Origin of the sequence: uncultured Christiangramia sp. (assembly GCF_913046405.1) — a bacterium.
GTDB lineage: Bacteria > Bacteroidota > Bacteroidia > Flavobacteriales > Flavobacteriaceae > Christiangramia > Christiangramia marina.
On sequence record NZ_CAJWRQ010000009.1, the window covers coordinates 20115 to 41418 of the forward strand.

Genomic DNA, 21304 nt, shown 5'->3' on the forward strand with positions numbered 1-21304 from the left:
ATCTCTATTTTGCTAATAATATTTTCCAGGCTTTCATTGGCTCATCCCGTTCAAGATAGCGCTGCGCCTGTTTATGAATTTTTTCCTGATCCTTGTTTTCAACTAATTCAGCTACTCCATCTTCGTGCTTCTTAAAATCCTGAATTTCGGCTTCATCTGGCAAGGATTCTACATTTCCAAGTTTCCCAAGATCATTACCAGTAAGAACATTACTGTTCTTGATCTCTTCAGGCATTGCATCTACACCAATTCCTAACGTTGAAAGCGGCTTAGGAACTTCGAACATTCCTGTTCTGGCTCTTGAATACCAATTGCCACCCATACGGGCTACCTGGTCTATCTTATATTGATCAATATAACCGTTTTCATCCAGAACTTCTTCCTTCACATGGATCTTGACTACGTGACAGATCACAAGATTTCCCGCTCCACCTTCAGTCCCGGTTTCTATGATATCAACGATCTTACATTCCATTTGAACCGGAGATTCTGCCACACGAAATGGCTTCACCAGATCAGATTTCAGCATTGTAAGCCCGGCTTTCTCGAACTCATTTACACCTTCCCCATACTCCGTACTGGAAAGTGACATTTGCTGAACAATGTCGTAATTTACAACATTGATCACCACCTCATCTACTTTTTTTGCATTCTCAAAAGTATGCTTGGTCGTATTGTCCCGTCCCCGTCTTGCAGGAGAAAAAATAAGAACCGGAGGATTTGCGCCAAAAACATTGAAAAAACTAAAAGGAGATAAATTAGGTTTCCCCTCCTCGTCTATGGTACTTGCAAAAGCAATAGGTCTTGGTCCAATAGACCCAAGTAAATACTGATGTAATTTACCTGTTCCTATATCTTTTGGCTCTATACTGAACATATACTTTATTTTCGCCAAAGATAAAGAAATGTAGAGGGAATGAAAAGCCAAAGCATTACAATAAAAATCATTTTAAAACGCTTATATTTATTCTATAAAGCCGTAGTAATACATGAATCTACCCGACGAACGCAGCTTTAATCGCTGGTTTATCATTCTTTCCTGTCTTGTGGTTACCGCGTTGGTCCTTTGGAACACCAGCATCTTTTTTCAACGGCTTAAGGAAGACGAAAGAGCTAAAATGAATATCTGGGCCCAGGCGCAGGAAGAACTTAGTGCAGCTCCTGAAGATGCTGATCTTAGCCTCATCCTCGAGATCCTGAATAATAATACCACAATTCCCATCATACACACCAATGAAGATGGAGCAATCGCCTATACCACGAATATTGACCCGGTGATCCTGGAAGATCGCGAAAGATTAGAGGAATATCTTATTGAGCTAAAACAAGAAAATGAACCAATCGCCGTAGATCTTGGAGAAGGTCAGGTCCAGAATTTATACTACGGAAATTCTCCCGCACTTAATAAACTCAAATACTACCCAATTGGGCTTACGCTTATAGGCTTTCTATTTATTGGGGTCGTTTACTTCTTTTATACCACTACAAAGAATAGTGAACAGAATAAGTTGTGGGCGGGTATGGCCAAGGAAACTGCCCATCAAATCGGTACTCCGCTTAGCTCATTAATTGGCTGGACTGAAATTTTAAAATCTGAAGATGTGGATCCTTCTTATATCAAGGAGATGGAAAAGGATATCGATCGATTACAAACCATTACTGAAAGATTTTCGAAAATTGGATCGGCACCAAACTTAAAGGAGATAAACATTGTAGAAGCTACAAGGGAAAGTTTTGACTATCTGAAATTGAGAAGTTCCAATCTTATTGATTTCAGCATACAGACTCCAAGGCAACCAATCTGGGTTATGCTTAATGAACAACTCTATAGCTGGACCATAGAAAACCTGGTTAAGAATGCAATAGATGCCATGCGTGGAAAAGGAGAGCTTTTGATCGAGATCAAGCAGGATATGAAGCAGGCACATATCTACATTACAGATACTGGAAAAGGTATAGACAAGAACAAATTTAAAGTGATCTTCGAGCCGGGACAAACCACCAAAAAACGTGGTTGGGGACTCGGCCTTTCGTTAGCCAGAAGAATTATAGAGGAATATCACCAGGGTAAGATCAAGGTTGCTAAAAGTGAGCTTGGAAAAGGCACGACTTTCCAGATAAGTCTCAAAAAGATCTAATACTTGCTTATATTTTCCCTTAACCAAACTGGAACCGGGAAAGTACAGTTCTTATCGAAATCATAACAGACTACTGTGTCCAGACCTTCAGCACAGATCTGATCCTCATTGTTCATTATCAAGTGCCTTAGAGAGAAACTGCTATTCCCTACCTTATCAAGTTTGGTTAAAACTCGGGCAACTCCCGGATAATGTAAAGGTCGCTTGAAATCGCAATTCGTAGACACCAGCATAGTTCCCTTATTTGTTTTCTGATAGAACTCGTGGATACCGGTAGACTCCCAGAAATTGACTCTTCCGCTTTGCAGAAAGCGCATGAACGTGATATTATTCACATGCTGATACATATCCAGATCGCTCCAGTCAATCCTAAGTTCAAGACTCAGTTTATAATCTGCGATTTCTTTCAAAGCTCTACGTTCGCATGAATTTTATCTGCAAGTTCCTGGAATTCCTCTTCAGTCATTTTCACTTTGTTGGAAAAGTTCATTTCATCCATGGTATTTAAAGGAATAAGATGAACATGGGTATGTGGTACCTCAAGTCCAATAACGGCCATTCCCACTCTTTTGCAGGGAACGGTTTTTTCAAGTGCAAGAGCAACACTTCTGGAGAAACGCATTAATTCCTGGTAGATCTCTTCCTCAAGATCCCAGATCTTATCCACTTCCTTCTTCGGAATGCAGAGGGTATGCCCCTTTCCATTAGGATTCACATCGAGAAATGCAAGAAACTGACTGTTCTCTGCTACTTTATAAGCTGGCACTTCTCCTCTAACGATCTTTGTAAATAAGGTTGACATAATATTAGTATGGTTGGTTTGCCTTAAAATTAAAAAATCCTTTTCTCAAATCTTAAAAATAGGATGAAAGAAAAGGATCATATTTTAACTGTAATGAACTGTTACTCTCTCCAGATCTCGATTACATCAAAGGTAACTGTACCGTTAGGCACCTGAATTTCAGCAGTATCACCTACTTTTTTACCAAGTAAACCTTTACCAATTGGAGAGTCGACAGAGATCTTTCCAGATTTAAGATCGGCTTCGCTTTGTGCGACCAGCTTATAAGTCATTACTGCTCCGTTGGTCTGGTTCTTAATTTTAACATGTGAGTGTACAAGCACTTTGGAAGTATCCAGTTGAGATTCATCGATCACTCGCGCATTAGCCATAACTTCTTCCAGTTTGGAAATTTTCAATTCCAATAATCCCTGGGCTTCTTTGGCAGCATCATATTCTGCATTTTCACTAAGGTCTCCCTTATCTCTCGCTTCACCAATTGCATTTGATGCCTTCGGTCTCTCAACATCTTTTAAGTGGTTAAGCTCATCTCTGAGTTTTTTCAACCCTTCAGGGGTGTAATAAGATACTTTACTCATAACTTTATCGTTTTAAGATTCCGCAGAAATAACCATGGTTAGATTGCGGAATTAATAGCTTAATGATCTGGTAATTTTTATAGTTCCACGACGTGGAAAAGCCCGGATCTACAAATTTTTAGTGCTCCGGGTTCAAATTATTACATTATTAATTAAAAAAATCCCATGAATAACGGGATTTCTTTGAACAAATGTAAGAAATTTAATCTTTTGGAGCAATTATATTATTTTCGCCTCAATACAATTTACATGAAGAAACTACTGAGTCTATTGACTGTTTATGTACTACTTACAGCCTGTTCCGGGTCTGATGATTCCTTTAATAACAACCCAAATCTTGCCGATCTAAATTTCAGGTTTCAGGTGAATTTATCTTTACCTGAATACAACAATCTGCAGTTTCCAGGAAACGCTTACGCGACCTACAATTATGGAGTAAAAGGGGTGGTTATATACAATATCAACAACGATCAATTTGTCGCTTTTGAACTAAGTGATCCAAATCACCCGCCAAGATCCTGTTCTGCCATGACCCTGAATGGAGTGATCGCAAATTGTAACTGTGATGATAATTCTTATAATGTGATCACAGGACAACTTTCAGAAGGAGAAGGTGAATATGGTATGAAACCATATAGAGTTGAGCGGTCTGGCAACGTACTGCAGATATTCAACTAAAAAAAACCTTCTCTTCAAACCCCTACAATTTGAAAAGAAGGCTGCAAAAATGCATTGAAGTTGATTTAGAACTTCAATGTAAGTCCAAGTAAGAAGTTTGTTGTTGCCTGTGGATAATATCCGGCTCCGTCAAAGGTTTGCACTCCAGATGGATTAGTATCGCTGGAAATATCATAGGTGTAATAATACCCGTTAGACACATATTCTTCTCCAAATATATTATTTACCAGTCCTGTAAGCACGATCTCACGGAACATCCAGGCCTTATCCCAGGTGTATTGAACATTAAAATCGTTCACAAAATAGCTGTCCAGTTTAGAATTTTCTGCTTCCACGTTACTCATAAACTGCTCCCCAACATATTTAGAGAGAAATTTGAGTTCCAGCCCGTAAACCGGTGAATATTCCAGCATGTTCGCAGCGACAATCTCTGGAGAATATGAAATATCTGTATCCCCATAGGCTACCAGTTCTCCATCGAATGGAGAAACAAAGTCCACATTCTTATTCCGGCTTAAGGCAACATTTGGTCGAATATTAAAATTGTCTGTCACTCTAACTGTTGCATCTACCTCTAGTCCCAGTCGGTAAGAATTTCCGCTATTCTGGCGAATAAACGCCCCAACATCATCAAGACCACCGGTAAGCACCAGCTGGTTTTGATAATCCATATAATACAGGTTCGTGTTCAAAACGAAATTGGTGCTTTGATGTCTCCATCCAAGTTCAAAATCATTCAATTCTTCAGGTTCCGGATCTCCATTTTCATAATCGCCACGACTTGGCTCACGATGAGCACGTGCATATGATAGGTAGAACTGGTCACCTTCGCTTAATTGATAGGTTAACCCAGCCTTCGGATTAAAGAAACTAAAGTTATCATCGTTCAAAAATCGGGTCTGGTCATCCAGAATTCCATCGGTTTCATAGTTCACGGTTCTTAACTGGAGATCCAAATAACCTCCAAGTTTTTCAGTAATGGCAAAGTTTGCTTTTCCGTAGATATTGAAGTCGGTTTTATCTGCCTGGTTGAAATAGTATGGTGCGTAAGGGTCATTATTTCTCGCAAATCTGGTATAGATCACCTCGCCATAATGATCACCTTCATATTTGTTCCATCCTCCACCAAGGGTAAGATCCCAGTTAGTGGTTTCATAGTTCATGCTAAAAACAGTTCCGTAGAAATGATTATCCAGCCATTTGGTCCCTACAAGATCTGATGATGCAATTTCCTCGTCATTAGACAAAAATAAGGGAAGACCGAATTCCTGAAGATCTGCATCTTCTTCATATTCTTCGTAATATCCACGACCATAGGTATAGTGCAGGGCAAGGTTTGTAGACCAGTTAGACCCAAAATCCTGGTTCCATAGTAACTGGTAATGATCCTGTTTATAATTATCTGTCTGCCCATCATAGAACTTCGTATTCCCATCCTCATCGGTATAGATTCCTGCCGGATTGAAAGTCCGGTCATTTTCTAGTGTTTCAGCATCGATACCATACCAGGCCTGATATGTTCTTTCGCTACCACCAAAAGTAAGAGCTTTAATAAGTGTATTATCATCTACAAAAGATCCCTGAACAAAGTATGATTTCAAATCGCTACTTGCCCGGTCTATATAACCATCACTTCTAATTTTTGAAGCACGTCCCGTAAAACTGAAATGATCATTAATAAGACCAGTGCTAAATTTAACGGTATGCTTAAAGGTATTGTAAGAGCCGATACTGTTCGCGATCTCACCCTGAGCTTCTTCTTTGTAAGCATCTGTAAGGATGTTAAGACTCGCACCAAAGGCTCCGGCTCCATTGGTGGATGTTCCCACACCACGCTGTAGCTGTAAATTTTCTACGGAAGAAGCAAAATCTCCCAGGTTCACCCAGAAAGTTCCCTGACTTTCAGAATCGTTATATGGCACACCGTTGATGGTTACATTCACCCTTGTGGCATCACTACCACGAACACGAATTCCCGTATACCCTACACCGTTCCCCGCATCGGTTGTGGTAACCACATTGGGCATATAGCTCATAAGTACCGGGATATCCTGTCCAAGATTCCTGTCGGCAATTTCTTCGTTGCTTAAATTGCTATAGGTAATTGGAGATTCGTCGGTTACCCTCACAGAAGATAGAAATACTTCATCCAGAGATTCCTGTGCTCCGGCAAGATCAATATTTAAAGTCGAGTCTTCGGTTAGATTTACAGTTCTACTTCTTTGATTTCCGAAGGAGAAGATAAGCGTATAATTTCCTTCTGAAAGTTGAAGCTCATAATAACCATTTTCGTTGGTCAAAGTTCCGGAGCCTGTGCTTTGTAGATAAACTGAAGCTCCATCGATAGGATTTCCATTTTCAGTTACAATACCACTGAGTTTGTAATCCTGTGCATAGGCCTGAAGAGAAATTGCCAGCAGCGCCACAAAAGATAATAAATGTTTCATTCGCAAAATTTTCTACGAATAAAAGGGGCAATTATTCTTTCCTGATTTAGTTATAAAATAAAAAATCCTGAGATCACCAAAATGGCAATAACAGGAGTACATACACCGCAGTTTCGTGCGTATCCCTTGGCAGCATTACCTGCCCAGGTTCATTGGGTATGATCTCAGCCCGTGAAGGCACCCCTTATGAGATTATGGCGCAAATGTAATATGCTTTTTTAGAAATGCAATACATTTGAGGAAAATTGGGAATAAAGTTTTAAAGGACACGGGAAGTTTATGCTAAATACAAAACGCTCTTTAACAGTAAAGGTTGTTGCAGGATATGTAATTGTTTCCATTCTCGCCGGGCTTGCCGTCTGGTATATTTATAACCAGGTACTTACCTATTCTGAAATTGCGCAGACGAATACTGAAAATACACAGCAGCTCATCCTGGTATCTGAGATTTCCACCAACCTCAACGAATCTGAAAATACAAGCCGGCGTTTGATACAAACCGGTAACGAGGAAGAACTGCAGCTTTATAATTCCCAGATCGATAGCATCAAATCCAAGATCGATGAACTGGAGAAAAGTTATACTGCGCTTGATTTTGAAGACGAAGCAGACAGTATTTACCAACTTCTCGAACAAAAGACAGAAAACCTGAAGGAGCTGGTTGCCTTGCGAGATACCGACAGGAATACCAATTATTACCGGAAAGCTCTTGGGGAGCTTCGGAATATCGACCAGTCTTTCAAGGATTACAATTACGAGAACAGATTCAGGAATTTAAAATCTTATCAAAAGGATGTGCTGGTAAAGTGGCTGGAATATTCAAGAGAAGATAATGCCGAAAATATTACTACTCAGCGTTTGGATTCGCTGGTCAAATCTGTAAAAAGAGTACTAACGGACCTTGAATTTGCTAACCGACAGTTTCAAAACGAGGTGGTTCAGAAGGAAAATGAGTTGCTCAATAATGATATGATTCTGAATCAGCAATTACAGGGTTTGCTTTCCAATTTAGAGAAAAGCGAAAGGAAAAATTCTTTGGAACGTGCAGAGACTTTTCAGAATATGCTGGACAAAACTTCCACGATTATCCTAATTGGGAGTTGTATCATTATCCTGATTATCCTTTATTTTATCATCAATATTATTGGAGATATTACCAGAAGTCAGCGTTACAGGGTGCAATTGGAAGAGGCCAAGAATTTTGCAGAATCACTACTGGCCAGTAGAGAGCAGTTCATGGCGGCGATCACTCACGATCTACGTAGCCCATTGACGACCGTCATGGGATATACAGATCTTATACAGAAAACCGATCTTGATGAAAAGCAGGCTTATTATTTAAAGCAGATCAAGAAATCTTCAGAATTTATTTTGAGACTGGTCAATGATCTGCTCGATCTTTCCAAGCTGGAAGCGGGAAAAATGTTGATAGAAAAACTAGCTTTTCACCCCGGAAAATTGATCGAGGATACTGTAAATAATATCATTCCTGCGGAAAGGACTAAGAATGTTACTATTGAAATTGTAGTTGCTCCTGAAGCACAAATGCAGCTGGTTAGTGATCCTTTCAGAATAAAACAGCTCCTGGCGAACCTGATCTCAAATGCCTGGAAATTTACTGAAGAAGGAAGTATTGTCATCTCTGCAAATCTCCTAAAACCGAAGAAGAACAAAGAAATTCTTGAATTGAGAGTCAAGGATTCCGGGATCGGAATCTCAAAAGAGAAACAGGATAGTATTTTCGAGGAATTCTCCCAGGAAGACAACAGTATTGAGAAGAAATTTGGCGGTACTGGCCTTGGACTTGCCATCACGAAAAGACTGGCGCATCTATTAGAAGGTGACATCAGGGTGGAAAGTGAACCCGGGATGGGAAGTGAATTTATCATTGAAATTCCTGTGGAAAAATATCAGCCTTCAGATGAGAAATCGAAGAAACGTTCAGAAAAGAAAATCGAGAAGAATTATGTTGCTTCCGGACTAAAAGCTCTGGTTGTGGATGACGAACCTGGACAATTATCCCTTACCGTAGAACTATCCAGATCTATGGGTTTCGAAATTGATACTGCGGCAAATGGTAAGATCGCGCTGGAAAAGATAAATGGGAAAGAATATGATCTTATTCTTACCGATATTCAAATGCCAGTGCTGGATGGTTTTGAACTAATTAAGACTATTCGCGGTACCGATGAGATCATGCATCTGCCTGTTATCGCTCTATCGGGTCGTACAGATCTTGAAAAACAAGTCTATATGGATGCTGGTTTTGATGAAAAATTACTTAAACCCTATAAATCTTCAACTTTAAAAGATACCATTGCTGAAGTGCTGGACTTGGAACACAAAGAAACAGTTTCCAGTAATGTACAGGAAGGATCTAAAGAGCTGCAAACAGGTCTTTACGATCTTTCTGAGATTTATGAATTTGCTGGTAAAGATGATCATGCCTTTAAAGAAATACTTCGGGCCTTTATTGAGGGAACCAAAGAAAGTATGGTTCAGTTGAAATCGGCATGGGAAAGTCAGAACGAGGGTGAATTGGGCAAAACTGCTCATAGAATGCTACCCATGCTTAGACAAATGCAGGCACATACCATCACGCCAGATCTATTAAAGCTTGAGGAAAGGAAAAATATAAATGAAACTGAGTTTTTAAATCTTCAGGAAAAGCTTGAAAAGCTATTAAACGATATCGCAGCGAAAGTTAAAGCTTGATGCCGTACTGCTTCAGCTTATTATAAAGCGTCTTTCTATCTATAGAAAGCATTCTGGCGGCTTTACTTTTATTACCGTCGGTTTTCTCAAGAGCATCAAGAATTAGCTGTTCCTCATTCTTATTCTTAAACAAGCCGTAATCGTTTTCCGTAGAACGACTGGAAGTTGCGATCTCATGAGGTAAAACTTTTAGCGGAATTAGATCTTCCTGAGTGAGCAATACTGCTCTTTTCACCATGTTCCGAAGTTCACGAAGATTACCAGGCCAGTTATAATTCCTAAATGCATCTATCGCTTTATCTGTAAAGCCAAGCACATTTTTCTCCAGGTCCTTGTTCGCCTCATCAAGAAAATGGTTCGCAAACAACATCAAATCCTCTTTACGCTCGCGAAGTGCAGGAATTTTTATAGAAAACTCATTAAGTCTATGGTAAAGATCTTCACGAAAATCACCTTCTTTTACTGCATTCGAGAGATCTTCATTGGTTGCTGTTACCACACGGATGTCTACTTCTATCTCATTATTACTACCAACAGGCTTTACACGTCTTTCCTGAAGCGCACGTAATAATTGTACCTGAAGTTCATAACTAAGATTTCCGATTTCATCAAGAAACAATGTTCCACCGTTGGCGGCTTCAAAGTGACCGGTTTTATCGTTTATCGCGCCGGTAAAGGAACCTTTGATATGACCAAAGAATTCACTGGATGCTATTTCTTTTGGGATCGCTCCACAATCTACAGCGATAAAAGGCGCATCACGTCTTTTACTTTCCAGATGGATGCTCTTTGCAACCTGCTCTTTTCCCGTACCACTTTCACCGGTGATCAAAACCGACATGTTTGTTGGGGATACCAGTTCCACATAATCGGCAAGTCTTCGGGAAGGTTCACTAACGCCCTCTACAAGATCAAGTCTTTGTGTTGTTGTACTGGATTTGCTGGCTTTCTTTGCGGGTTTCGCGGCAACTTCTTTTGGTGCTACCACCTTGGTACGCAAGGCGTTTTCAATCGTTTGCAATATTGATTCAGGTCGAAATGGCTTGGATACGTAATCAAATGCACCTTCTTTCATTGCATTTACAGCCATACTGATTTCAGCATAACTCGTCATTACGATCACCTGAGTAGCAATGTCCTTAGCTTTAACCTTTTTCAGGATCTCAAGGCCATCATGATCTGGCAAGCGAACATCTGTAAGTACAAGTTCAAAGTTGCTTTTTTCAATCTTATTGAATGCTTCTGCTGCAGAAAATACCAGCTCGACTTTATACTCCCTTTTCTCTAAAAAGGTTTTGAGCATAGTACCGAAGGCAACATCGTCTTCAACGACCAGAACTTTAGACATAGAATAGCTTTAGTGAGCTGCAAAGGTAAGAATCTTTAACTCATATGGTTTTAAAAGAAAGCATAAAAAAAGAGGCTTCGAAAAAGCCTCCTTAGGTAGCCTGCAAAATTTAGATTTTGCAAGTAACTGGTTTCCATTTGATCAGATCTACGTCATGAACTTTTTAATTTATAGAAATGGATCTGGTGTTAGTTGTTATGGTTGTTGCAGCTAGGCTGCTACCATTTCTATAAATTTCAAGTTTTCAAACTTCATATAGGATCCAATATGCCTTGAGTTGGGTTCTCATTGATCAGACAAATTCTATTTTTCAGTTCCATCTTCTTTAAGCCAGTTTCCATCAGAATCTATAAAAACTTGCTCTTGCTCACCTTTTACATCCAGGTTCAGTTTGTAAACCTTAGTTTCATCCTCTTTGGTCATTACCCATGCTTCACTAGCTACTGCACCATTATAGTCGGTCAATACAGCATCTTTGATATTCTGTGGTAATGAGATCACATCGATAGATTCAAATTCCGTAGTTTCCTGTTCCATTTCCACTTCGGTCTCCACTTCTATCTCTTCATCCTGTGCGTGTAGATTTCCTGTAGTAAAAAGTAAAGCTGCAATGGTCGCTGTACTTAAAATAAACTTTTTCATAATGATTGTTTTGTGGTTATGTAAAGAATAGAGTCAAAATCATACCAAATTCAATTAATTCTACGGAAGCGCCAGATAACCAATAGATTCGATGAATTGCTGAAATTTATTTCACACTTTATTATGTAGATATTCTGTGATTTTTAGGAAATGAGTGTAGAAAATCAGAGTCATTTTTCCAGAGAGACATAAATACAGAAAGGGCTCCCGAGGGAGCCCTTTCAATCCGAAAATCTAAATTATAAAACAAAATAAATTAAGTGTAACTCATTTTGTTCCCAATACTAACCTATTTACTTAATAGTAATAATTATACCAAAACTAAAAAACTATATTTACACCTCTTAAAACTCAGTATTCCAGCGATATAAAAGAATAATACATGCACATAAGGTCAATGCCAATTCAAGAAATTACGTGGAATCTACAGAATAACTGAGGATTTAATACCCACTTTTACTTCAAGGGATTTTTTCTATTTGCCTTGATCTCCGATCTTTTCTTTTTAGAGTGTAATCTTTTCAGTTTTGAAGCCCTGGATGGTTTTGTTTTCTTTCGAGGTTTCTGTTTTTTTAGTGCAGATTTTATTACTTCCAAAAAATTATGAATGACGATCTCTCGATTGGAATGCTGACTCCGGGAATCTTCACTCGACATCTTCAAAAATCCCTCGCGGTTGATCCTGTTCTCAAGCTTCCTTTGGATTCTGCCTTTTTCGGCTTCTGAAAGTCCGTTAGAATTCTCCACATGAAAACTAAGTTCCACTTTTGTAGAGGTCTTATTAGCATGTTGCCCACCGGGACCTGAACTTCTTACAGCTTTAAATTCAAGCTCAGTTTCAATTTGATGTTGATCCATTAAGCTGGTTGATGCGAATTCTTCAGCAGATCTGAAACAGTTTTTACAGGATTAAAGGTTTCCACGGGAACTTCTACAAAGATCGTATTCCAGCGTGCCATTCCTCCATTCCATAAACCAGGTCTCTCTAAAGCCTTCAACTCCTTACCGTCTTTTGTTTTATCTGCAATAAAACTCATGTCTTCATCTACATACTCATTAAGATCATAAGCTTCTCCCTTGTGGTCTTTGAGTCCGCAAACGATATCCACCGGATTAAAATGGGTAGCTTCACGCGCTGTTTTAGCCTGTTCCGGATTATTATTATCGATCTGTGCTCCTTCAATTATTTGCAGGGAAGTATTGCCGTCGCTGTCTTTCACAAGAAAAGGACCTCCGCCTGGTTCACCTTCGTTCTTTACCATCCCGCAAACACGCAATGGTCTACGAAGTTTGTGCTTCAGGTTTTCCACGAACATATCGCCGTCACTACCAGATTTTACGAATAATTCATCGTTCAGAAATGTCTGGATCTCATCCAGTTTTTCATGCGATACATTTCCTTTGTCCAGGGTTTCAAGGTACTCATATACTTTAGTCTGAACCTTCAGCAGTTTTCCTCCCAGTAATTTCTTATGATCGGCTACCTGCTGAACTTTATCTTCAGTAACCACATTATCAATATTCTTTACAAATACGATATCGGCATCTAACTGATTCATGTTTTCGATAAGCGCGCCATGACCACCGGGTCTAAAGAACAAGGTATCCTCCTCTGTTCTAAATGGTTCAAATTCGCCAGTGACCGCAATGGTATCTGTTTTTGGATCCTGGTAAGAATAGTGGATCTCGAATTTTACCCCTGTAGATTTCTCTACACGTTCCCCAACATCATTCCACTCAGCTTCAAACTTCTCGCGATCTCCTTCAGCTACCGTAAAATGAACTCTGGCAACTCCATCTACAGTAATGTACTTTGCGGCTTCGAATAAATGTTCTTCAAAAGCAGTGGAAATATGAGTGTCATATTTATGAAATGGAACGAGGCCTTTTGGGAGATTGCTGAGATAGAGACCATCTTGATCCAGGATCGTGTGTACCAGAATGGAATGCTGATGATCGTGTGAAAGATCCTCATAGTCTGGATGGCTCTTTTTAGCTTTGTTCACCGCATGTTTATAGAAAGGCAATTTATCTACGTGATCAAAAAATCTTTGAAGATCTGCATCAGCTTTTTTATCAAGATAGTCTCTTAGCTCATCATTTTCCGGATCGAATTCTTCGGAAAAATTATGCAAAGCCTTGAACATTCTGGAAGCTGCACCAGATGCCGGTACGAACTTGAGAATACTGTATTTAGATTTTTCTGAATTGTAAAAATCTATCAATTCGTGTTTTTCAGTAGCTTCTATCCTGCTAATGCCTTTTCCTACCGTAGCAGCTTCGGTTATATTTACCTTGAGGTTACCACGTTTAAAAATGGCGATCTGGTCTTCTACTTCATCTTTGCTTATTCCTTTTTTCTCAATCTGAAGGATATCTTTTTCGTTAAAATTCACTGGTTATGAGTTTTTAATAGTTGGTCAATTTTTTTCACTGCGGAATTTAATCGGGTTTGCCGATCACCTTTCAGAATCATATAAGGTTTTTGATATTCATCGAGCGTTTGCTGAAATCTCTGAAACATTCCCTCACGGTCGTGAGGTTTATCCCTTAGATCATCTGGCGTCCACGGAACATCAATATACGTTAAAAAGTAGAGAGCGTATTCGTTGTTTAACGCATGTTTAAGAAGTTGAGGATCTACGAAATTATCATAGTAAGCTTCAGAATAGACCTTTATCTCCAGTAGATCGGTATCACATATTAATAGCTTGTCTGCCTGTCCTGACTTCTCATTTTCCAGTTGCATCTGTCCACGGGCGATAGGTAATATATCCTGAGGCTCGCAAATTCTACGTTCGAGATCCCATACCTTCTGAAGATATTTCCGCATAAATTCTGGCACCAGCGGTTCAGAATAGTATTTAGACAGATCTTCTGAAAGCGTAGTTTTCCCAGTAGATTCTGGGCCGAACAGGACTATTTTCAGGCAGGACGAAGGTCGTTGCGCAAGTTTTTCTTCCATGCTAGATAACCGTAAATGGCAATTATGGTAAATAAAAGATATTGTAAGCTGGTTAAAGTTAGCCCTTTATAAAAGTACAGCGGTACAGAAATAATATCTCCAATGATCCAGTAGATCCAGTTTTCGATTTTCTTTCTCGCCATAAGCCACATTCCCACGAAGAATATCGCGGTTGTGATCGTATCTACGTAAGCCGTCCAGTTATTCCATTTATCGAACCATTCATAGATCCCGAAAACAAAGAGCAGTGTTCCTGTAAAAATTACCACCGAAAGTATTTTTTCTTTTCTGGTGGTAGAAGTGATTGGCGTAAAGTGATCATCATCTACTTTCCTCGTCCATACATACCAGCCATAAATGCTCATGGAAAAATAATAGGCATTGATCATCATATCCCCAAGCAATTCCCATTGCCAGAGTAGGTATACGAAGATCATCGTGCTTACGATACCGGTTGGATAAACCAGGATATTATTTTGCTTGGAATACCAGACAGATAGAAAACCAAAGATCACGGCAATGATCTCCAGAATTATAAAAAGCGTAGGATAATCTGAATACTGACTAAACAGGTAATCAAAAATCGGCTGCATACTCGGAGCGATCAGATTTTACAATTTTCACGTACATGAGTCCACGGTCTATCGCTTCAAAGGCATTTTTGATCTCATTATTGAGCAGACCCATAACCTCATCATAATCACCATATACCTGAGTACTTAGAGGGTTTTCTTTTACGGTGAGTCCGGAATCACGCATTTTTTTGATAAAATTGATGATCGCCGGTTCGTAATCATCCTGAATTGGGGTTAGCGTAAGTTCTACTGAAATGTTCATAATAGCGGTTTGTATTCCAAAGTTAGCTATTATCTGAAGTTTACTGAATGGTTGGCAGCTTAAATTTGATCAACACAGGGCTTTAGTCAATCGGCTAGAATAATCATGTTCAATTAAAAGGTGTCATCTGTAGTTGCACTGAGCCTGTCGAAGTGCTGTCTTCTGAAGAAATGAAAAATTATAACCGGTGCACCAATACAAATTTAGATAGCATAAAATCTGAAACAAATTGTTGCACTGAGCCTGTCGAAGTGCGATCTTCAGAAGAATTAAAAAACTGAAACAATCAATATTTTCCGAAGTTTCATTAATTCAAGAACGAAAGACTATTTTTCAAAAGCAGTTCCCATGACCACCATTGTCGCACCAGATTTATAGGCATTGTGCATTTGCTGCTGCTTTCGAATACCTCCTCCAACAATTACGGGGATTTCGAGACTGGAAGACACCGCCTTAATTATTTCCGAAGAAACCGGGTATTCTGCGCCACTTCCAGCTTCAAGATAAATTAATTTCTTTCCCGAATACTGTCCTGCCAGCGCGGTATTTACAACAAGCTTTAGATCCTTCTGATTGATAGGAATGGTTTTACTTACTTTTTGAACTGAAGTTTCCCTGCCACCATCAATGAGAATATAACCAGTAGGAATCACTTCAAGATCTGAACTTTTGATCTTCTCCACAGAGCGCACCTGTTGTTCGATTAGAAATTCAGGATTTCTCCCCGAGATCAAGCTTAGAAAAAGCAACGCATCTGCTTCCGAAGAGATCTGAGAAGAATCGCCAGGAAAAAGTATCACCGGAAGTCTGCTTACCAACTTGATAGCTGAGACCACGGCACAGGTTCTCCCATGTTCCACCGTACTGCCTCCAACTAAAATATGGGTTGTTTCACAAGGCAGGTTTTGAAAAAAATCATCAACCTGTTGCTCATCAAATTTATCGGGATCTATCAGGATCGCAAGTAACTTTCTATTCTCTACAAAAGCTTGCTGTATATCCTGCAAATAGCTGAGTACTTCGTGCATTACTTGTTGTTTACGGTAGAAGAAAGGGCATAAACACAGGTGAAATTCTCAAATTCGAGGAAATCGATATCATACCAGGAATCCAGTTCATGGTATCTCACATGAGCAGTAGTTTTGGAATCGTCGAAATCAAAGTCGGTCACATTGATATGCTGTAAAAAACCAACTCCAGGCCTGGCAATCAATTTATAAACAGATTCCTTGGCACCCCAGACAATGGTAAGCTTCCGTATCAACGCGTCTTCATTCGCCAAGGTATGATATTCGTTAAGCGGAGTAAATTTGTTAGCGATCTTTAGAATCTTTTCCCGTTGCTTTTCAATATCAATCCCTACATCGCGATTACTAATAATGATCGCGGTGAAATTGAATGAATGAGTAATGGAAATATACCTGTCATCCCGAAGATGGGGTTTCCCTATTTCGTCATAATAAAGATCATGATCTGTATACCCTGCCTCGGCCATCAAATGTCTAATGCTCATGAATCCACGACGGTGAATTTCAGATTTCATATCGTCTACTCTTTTTTGACAATGTGCTGTAAGATCGATCCCTTTTGCGAGCCAATCAAAAGACTCTTCCACCTTCCAAATGAAGACTTTAGTACGTTCATCAACTGTTATTGTTTTATAAAGAGGCATATATTTTCTAAGCTTTTCCTTATTTTTGCGACATTAAAATTGCTAATATTCAAATATAATAATATGTCAACTAAAACAGTACCGTATACCGCCTATAAAGTCAAAGATATTGAGCTAGCCGAATACGGCCGCCTTGAAATTGAACTTGCTGAAGCTGAAATGCCGGGACTTATGGCATTACGTAAAGAGTTTGGGGAATCCAAGCCTTTAAAAGGTGCCAGAATTGCGGGTTGTTTACATATGACGATCCAGACTGCAGTTCTTATCGAAACTTTGGTAGAACTAGGGGCAGATGTAACCTGGAGTTCATGTAATATATTTTCTACTCAGGATCATGCAGCCGCTGCTATTGCTGCTGCCGGTATTCCTGTTTATGCATGGAAAGGAATGACTGAAGAGGAATTTAACTGGTGTATCGAACAAACACTTTTCTTTGGGGAAGATCGTAAGCCACTTAATATGATTCTTGATGATGGTGGAGATCTTACCAATATGGTACTTGACGAATACCCTGAACTTGCTGAGGGAATTAAAGGACTTTCAGAAGAAACAACTACGGGTGTTCACAGATTATACGAGCGTATGAAAAATGGAACGCTTCCAATGCCGGCGATCAACGTAAACGATTCAGTAACCAAGTCAAAATTCGATAATAAATACGGTTGTCGTGAGAGTGCAGTAGATGCGATTCGTCGTGCTACAGATGTGATGCTAGCTGGTAAACGAGTTGTTGTTTGTGGGTATGGTGATGTTGGAAAAGGAACAGCGCAATCTTTTAAAGGTGCTGGTTCTATTGTAACTGTTACTGAAATTGATCCAATTTGTGCATTACAGGCAGCAATGGATGGTTTTGAAGTGAAACAACTGGAAACTGTTCTTCCGAAAGCAGATATCGTCATTACTACCACAGGAAATAAAGACATCGTACGTGGAGAGCATTTCGAGGCGATGAAAGACAAAACTATCGTAGCGAACATTGGTCACTTTGATAACGAGATCGCTGTTGCCTGGTTAAATGAAAACCACGGAAGTTCTAAAGTAGAGATCAAACCACAGGTTGACAAATACACTATCAACGGGAAAGATATCATTCTTCTTGCTGAAGGCCGTTTGGTGAATTTAGGTTGTGCAACTGGACATCCTAGTTTCGTGATGAGTAATTCTTTCACAAACCAGACCCTGGCACAGATGGAACTTTGGAATAATACAGATAAGTATAATAACGAAGTTTATATGTTACCTAAGCATCTTGATGAAAAAGTTGCCAAGCTTCACCTGGAAAGAATTGGAGTTGAACTAACTGAACTTAAACAGGATCAGGCAGAATATATTGGTGTAACGGTTGAAGGACCATACAAGCCAGAATACTACAGGTACTAGAAATTAACCACTTGTTGATTACAAAAGCCTCTGCCCTCGCAGAGGCTTTTTTTGTTAATTCAGTTCATATTTTAATTTCAGTTTAACAAGCCTGAGTTAAAAAGCTTAATCCTGAGTTAAAAGCTTCTATTCAGAAAACCGGAGTTGGTATGTTTCGTAAGTATTCATGTAATCAATAAAAAAGTTACTTATGAAAATTTTGAAAAAACCTTTATTATTTATAGCGATGTCCGCTATGTTGGGATTCACCTCATGTTCAGATGATGATGATGACATGACCGATGATATCGTGGAGATGGATTCTGCAATGTTATATGCTACCACACATTCTGGATCTGTAGTACAGTACAATCTTGATGATGGTACTTCTTATACAGTAAATACTTCTTCAACAGATGCTGAAGGAATTTTTTATGACGAAGATGACAGTTCTTTAATCGTAGCTTCCAGAGACCCTAAACAACTTCAGTATTATGGAGATGTTGATATGTGGGATGGATCTATGTCTACAGTATCTGCAGAGTTTATGAGCTCTAGTGATCTAATGAGCCCTAGAGATGTTGCTGTTAATGGTGACCTTATCGTAGTTGCAGATAATGCCGATGTTGATGGTGATGACACCACTGCCGATGGTAGATTTTATATCTATAGTAAAGAAGACAATGGTTTCACACTAAGAAACACAGTAACCGTAGACTTTAAAGTTTGGGGTATCGAGTTTGTTGGAAATACATTGTACGCGATTGTAGATACTACAAATATGCTAGCTAGTTTCGACAACTTCCTGTCTAATAATACAGACGGAATGGTGAGCGCTACAAAAACTGTTATGGTAGAAGGAATCGTGAGAACTCATGGTTTAGACTATGATGGTGGGACGATGGTACTTACAGATATTGGAGATGCAGGATCTGATGCTGATGGTGGACTTCATGTAATTACTGACTTTGACAGTAAATTTAATAATACAATGGATGCTGCAACTTTAGGTCTTTCAGATCAAATGAGAATTTCTGGAGCAGCTACTTTATTGGGTAACCCGGTAAATGTTGCTTACGATGCAGATTCTGATATGATCTATGTTGCTGAACTTGCTAATGGTGGTGGTAGAGTACTAGCTTTTGATGATGCATCAAATGCAAGCGGAAATGCAACTCCAGCTGTGAATAATATGCTTTCTGGAGTATCTGCAGTATATTTTGAAGACTAATTTAGTTTTTTAGTTTCAAAAGAAAAGCCCGGTCGTATGACCGGGCTTTTTGTTTTCAATTCCGAATGATCACTCAGGAATCACTACCGCAGTTTCTTCAGAAAGTACGTTCTGGCCATTTAACCAGTCCTGGAAACCTGCTTCTCCCATACGGGCTTTCATTGCTTTAGTGCTTACAGCAGTACCTTCTACAGTCACTCCCGAAACGAAAGGATAGCTGGTGTATCTTACCACACCATCAATTAGCATGTCATACTCAGGACCTGCTTCTTCCAAAGCTTCATCCATAGCATCTTTAATATTCCATCCAATTCCTAGAAAATAAGATTTTTTACCCTCAGTTTTTACACCCTGAGCTCTATCGATGTCAAGATTTACATTTTTTGAACTAATTACGGTAAAGTCAACCAGTCTAAAAGAGCAACTGGACAATGTCATTGCAGCGATGGCAATGATTAGTAAAGATTTAAACTTCATTTGGTTAGATTAAGTGTTTCCCCTACTCTCAGGATTTTCGGGTTCCTCCATACAAACGAAGATAGTATTTTTTATTTTATGTCTAAGAGTTAATTTTCTATTTTCTGAAAGCGCTTAATTTAAGGATAGATTAAATTTTCTCATCATTTTATAGATACAACGAAAGACGGGTTTGGTCGCTTTATCTGCACCTGAATTATCAAATCTGAATTTTATAATTTTTGATCCCGGCTCTTCTGAAGGATTGCGAAATCCGGTGCCATCCAGAACAAACCTGGTTTTTTCAGAAAAGATAAAATCTGTAGCATATTTTTTTATGAGTCCGCGTTTTCCTGAAGATCCTTTCATAATCCTGGGTATTAATGAATTATTAAGTTACGAAAAAAATAGATTGATTATAATCTCGATCAAATTTTTACGAAATATCGGTTGTTATAGTTGAAAGACTTCTTTGTTATGCCACCTTAGCGATTGTAGAGATGGAAACCAACGTTCTTCTCTAGGAAGCATAATTTGATTACCATCGAATTGGGTGATTGAAAACTCTGAGTTTTGATCGTCTACGGTTGGTGAAACTCGAACTATATAATCTGAATTAATTGTGATCAGCCCTCGATCAAAAGCTCTATGCATCGTTGGAGACAATGCGATACCATTAGGAACTGTGTCATCACTAGAAAGGCTGAATGGATAAATATGGCAGGCATCAACCATTTGAACATTATTACTGGTCTCAATCTTAAGTCCAGAAATGCAACAGGTATATTCGTATATTTTTGGAATTGTTCTTTTGAACAGCCCGCCCCGAACGAAAATTTCCTCCTCGAATTCGTCATCTTTTAGGCGTTCTCTTAAGCTGATAATTTGACTCTGATAGATCTCAGATGATTCATTTAGAATGGAATTTTCGATAAAACTTTCCTCATTGGTTTTTTGTTGTTCTGAATATTGATTTTTTGTTGAAGTAAAATATTGATCCAAAATAAATTGTTCAAACAATGTTTTTGAAATTGGATGTTGTAATAGAACATACAACTCTTTGTCTATCTCAGCATATGCCAAATTCTCTTTTAGATACTTGAAGCTTTTTATACTCTTTGATTTTGTAACTGAAATTTTACCACCAGCTTTGGGAATTAAGTACCAAAAGGGTTCAGATTTCAAATGAAAAAAGGGAAGAGAGAAATTAGCAGTGTGACCAGTATCTACAAGTTGTTTCCAATTTCTTTTGAAGGCCAAGATTAATTCTGGAGTAATAAATATCTTAGTGGAATCAATACTTCCACCTTGAATCAATTGAAGAATTGAAAGCAGTAAAATTGGTTTATGCGGCGCACGGCCAAGATTCTTAGAATAACCGCGGTTCAATTTCTTGAAGTAAGTTAAATATTTTGCAATAGATTCTTCAATCATAA

22 protein-coding genes and 1 riboswitch are annotated in these 21304 nt (G+C 38.9%); of the genes, 5 read left to right on the forward strand and 17 right to left on the reverse strand.

What is annotated here, in order from left to right; translation table 11 throughout:
- Positions 1-4: 4 nt before the first annotated feature.
- On the reverse strand, positions 5-877 hold the full coding sequence (locus QZ620_RS02290) for a flavin reductase family protein (RefSeq protein ID WP_295178671.1): 873 nt from the start codon (positions 875-877) through the stop codon (positions 5-7).
- Positions 878-989: 112 nt separating this feature from the next.
- Between QZ620_RS02290 and QZ620_RS02295 the strand changes: the two genes are divergently transcribed.
- Positions 990-2138: a HAMP domain-containing sensor histidine kinase gene (locus QZ620_RS02295; RefSeq protein WP_295178673.1), complete on the forward strand. Its 1149-nt coding sequence runs from the start codon at positions 990-992 to the stop codon at positions 2136-2138.
- Here the strand turns inward: QZ620_RS02295 and QZ620_RS02300 are convergent.
- The 3 genes from QZ620_RS02300 to greA form a co-directional block, all read right to left on the reverse strand.
- Positions 2135-2548 (reverse strand): thioesterase family protein, encoded by a 414-nt coding sequence (locus QZ620_RS02300; protein ID WP_295178676.1) that lies wholly within the window; start codon positions 2546-2548, stop codon positions 2135-2137. The two genes, QZ620_RS02295 and QZ620_RS02300, sit on opposite strands and share 4 nt — an antisense overlap.
- On the reverse strand, positions 2545-2940 hold the full coding sequence (locus tag QZ620_RS02305) for an HIT family protein (RefSeq protein ID WP_295178679.1): 396 nt from the start codon (positions 2938-2940) through the stop codon (positions 2545-2547). Before QZ620_RS02305 ends, QZ620_RS02300 begins: the two co-directional genes overlap by 4 nt.
- 101 nt (positions 2941-3041) lie before the next feature.
- Positions 3042-3518 carry a transcription elongation factor GreA gene (gene greA, locus QZ620_RS02310; RefSeq protein WP_295178682.1) on the reverse strand — a complete coding sequence of 159 codons (477 nt, stop codon included), beginning with the start codon at positions 3516-3518 and terminating at the stop codon, positions 3042-3044.
- A 249-nt stretch (positions 3519-3767) separates the two neighbouring features.
- Between greA and QZ620_RS02315 the strand changes: the two genes are divergently transcribed.
- Complete coding sequence (locus tag QZ620_RS02315; protein ID WP_295178685.1) at positions 3768-4196, forward strand: hypothetical protein; 429 nt, start codon at positions 3768-3770, stop codon at positions 4194-4196.
- 65 nt (positions 4197-4261) lie between these two features.
- On the opposite strand, the gene QZ620_RS02320 is transcribed toward QZ620_RS02315, so the two are convergent.
- Complete coding sequence (locus tag QZ620_RS02320; RefSeq protein ID WP_295178688.1) at positions 4262-6643, reverse strand: TonB-dependent receptor; 2382 nt, start codon at positions 6641-6643, stop codon at positions 4262-4264.
- A 105-nt stretch (positions 6644-6748) separates the two neighbouring features.
- Positions 6749-6838, reverse strand: a riboswitch (TPP riboswitch).
- A gap of 84 nt (positions 6839-6922) precedes the next feature.
- On the opposite strand from QZ620_RS02320, the gene QZ620_RS02325 reads away from it, so the two are divergent.
- Positions 6923-9358 carry an ATP-binding protein gene (locus QZ620_RS02325; RefSeq protein WP_295178691.1) on the forward strand — a complete coding sequence of 812 codons (2436 nt, stop codon included), beginning with the start codon at positions 6923-6925 and terminating at the stop codon, positions 9356-9358.
- Here QZ620_RS02325 and QZ620_RS02330 read toward each other — a convergent pair.
- The 9 genes from QZ620_RS02330 to QZ620_RS02370 all read right to left on the reverse strand — a co-directional run bounded on the left by QZ620_RS02330 (position 9348) and on the right by QZ620_RS02370 (position 16822).
- On the reverse strand, positions 9348-10706 hold the full coding sequence (locus QZ620_RS02330) for a sigma-54 dependent transcriptional regulator (RefSeq protein ID WP_295178693.1): 1359 nt from the start codon (positions 10704-10706) through the stop codon (positions 9348-9350). The two genes, QZ620_RS02325 and QZ620_RS02330, sit on opposite strands and share 11 nt — an antisense overlap.
- A 303-nt stretch (positions 10707-11009) precedes the next feature.
- On the reverse strand, positions 11010-11348 hold the full coding sequence (locus QZ620_RS02335) for a hypothetical protein (protein WP_295178695.1): 339 nt from the start codon (positions 11346-11348) through the stop codon (positions 11010-11012).
- Between the two features lie 456 nt (positions 11349-11804).
- Complete coding sequence (gene arfB, locus QZ620_RS02340; protein WP_295178698.1) at positions 11805-12206, reverse strand: alternative ribosome rescue aminoacyl-tRNA hydrolase ArfB; 402 nt, start codon at positions 12204-12206, stop codon at positions 11805-11807.
- A complete protein-coding gene (locus QZ620_RS02345; RefSeq protein ID WP_295178701.1) occupies positions 12206-13744 on the reverse strand; it encodes a DUF4301 family protein in 1539 nt (512 codons plus the stop codon). Before QZ620_RS02345 ends, arfB begins: the two co-directional genes overlap by 1 nt.
- Positions 13741-14313: an ATP-binding protein gene (locus QZ620_RS02350; protein ID WP_295178704.1), complete on the reverse strand. Its 573-nt coding sequence runs from the start codon at positions 14311-14313 to the stop codon at positions 13741-13743. Before QZ620_RS02350 ends, QZ620_RS02345 begins: the two co-directional genes overlap by 4 nt.
- Positions 14274-14906, reverse strand: a complete 633-nt coding sequence (pnuC, locus tag QZ620_RS02355) for a nicotinamide riboside transporter PnuC (protein ID WP_295178707.1) — start codon at positions 14904-14906, stop codon at positions 14274-14276. Before pnuC ends, QZ620_RS02350 begins: the two co-directional genes overlap by 40 nt.
- Positions 14890-15150: a YkoF family thiamine/hydroxymethylpyrimidine-binding protein gene (locus QZ620_RS02360; protein ID WP_295178709.1), complete on the reverse strand. Its 261-nt coding sequence runs from the start codon at positions 15148-15150 to the stop codon at positions 14890-14892. The genes pnuC and QZ620_RS02360 overlap by 17 nt, the downstream gene beginning before the upstream one ends.
- 326 nt (positions 15151-15476) lie before the next feature.
- Entirely contained in the window at positions 15477-16178 is a 702-nt protein-coding gene (locus tag QZ620_RS02365) for a geranylgeranylglyceryl/heptaprenylglyceryl phosphate synthase (RefSeq protein ID WP_295178712.1), read from the reverse strand.
- The gene (locus QZ620_RS02370; RefSeq protein ID WP_295178715.1) at positions 16178-16822 is read right to left on the reverse strand and encodes a 4'-phosphopantetheinyl transferase superfamily protein; all 645 of its coding nucleotides are present in this window, start codon (positions 16820-16822) and stop codon (positions 16178-16180) included. Before QZ620_RS02370 ends, QZ620_RS02365 begins: the two co-directional genes overlap by 1 nt.
- 63 nt (positions 16823-16885) lie before the next feature.
- Here QZ620_RS02370 and ahcY point away from each other — a divergent pair, with 63 nt between their 5' ends.
- Entirely contained in the window at positions 16886-18202 is a 1317-nt protein-coding gene (ahcY, locus tag QZ620_RS02375; RefSeq protein WP_295178718.1) for an adenosylhomocysteinase, read from the forward strand.
- 190 nt (positions 18203-18392) lie between these two features.
- Positions 18393-19412, forward strand: coding sequence for a hypothetical protein (locus tag QZ620_RS02380; protein WP_295178720.1), 1020 nt, complete (start codon positions 18393-18395; stop codon positions 19410-19412).
- A gap of 69 nt (positions 19413-19481) precedes the next feature.
- Here the strand turns inward: QZ620_RS02380 and QZ620_RS02385 are convergent, their stop codons facing one another.
- The 3 genes from QZ620_RS02385 to QZ620_RS02395 form a co-directional block, all read right to left on the reverse strand.
- Complete coding sequence (locus QZ620_RS02385) at positions 19482-19889, reverse strand: hypothetical protein (protein WP_295178722.1); 408 nt, start codon at positions 19887-19889, stop codon at positions 19482-19484.
- Between the two features lie 114 nt (positions 19890-20003).
- The gene (locus QZ620_RS02390) at positions 20004-20237 is read right to left on the reverse strand and encodes a hypothetical protein (RefSeq protein ID WP_295178724.1); all 234 of its coding nucleotides are present in this window, start codon (positions 20235-20237) and stop codon (positions 20004-20006) included.
- A gap of 84 nt (positions 20238-20321) precedes the next feature.
- Complete coding sequence (locus QZ620_RS02395; RefSeq protein WP_295178726.1) at positions 20322-21302, reverse strand: HNH endonuclease; 981 nt, start codon at positions 21300-21302, stop codon at positions 20322-20324.
- Positions 21303-21304 lie beyond the last annotated feature (2 nt).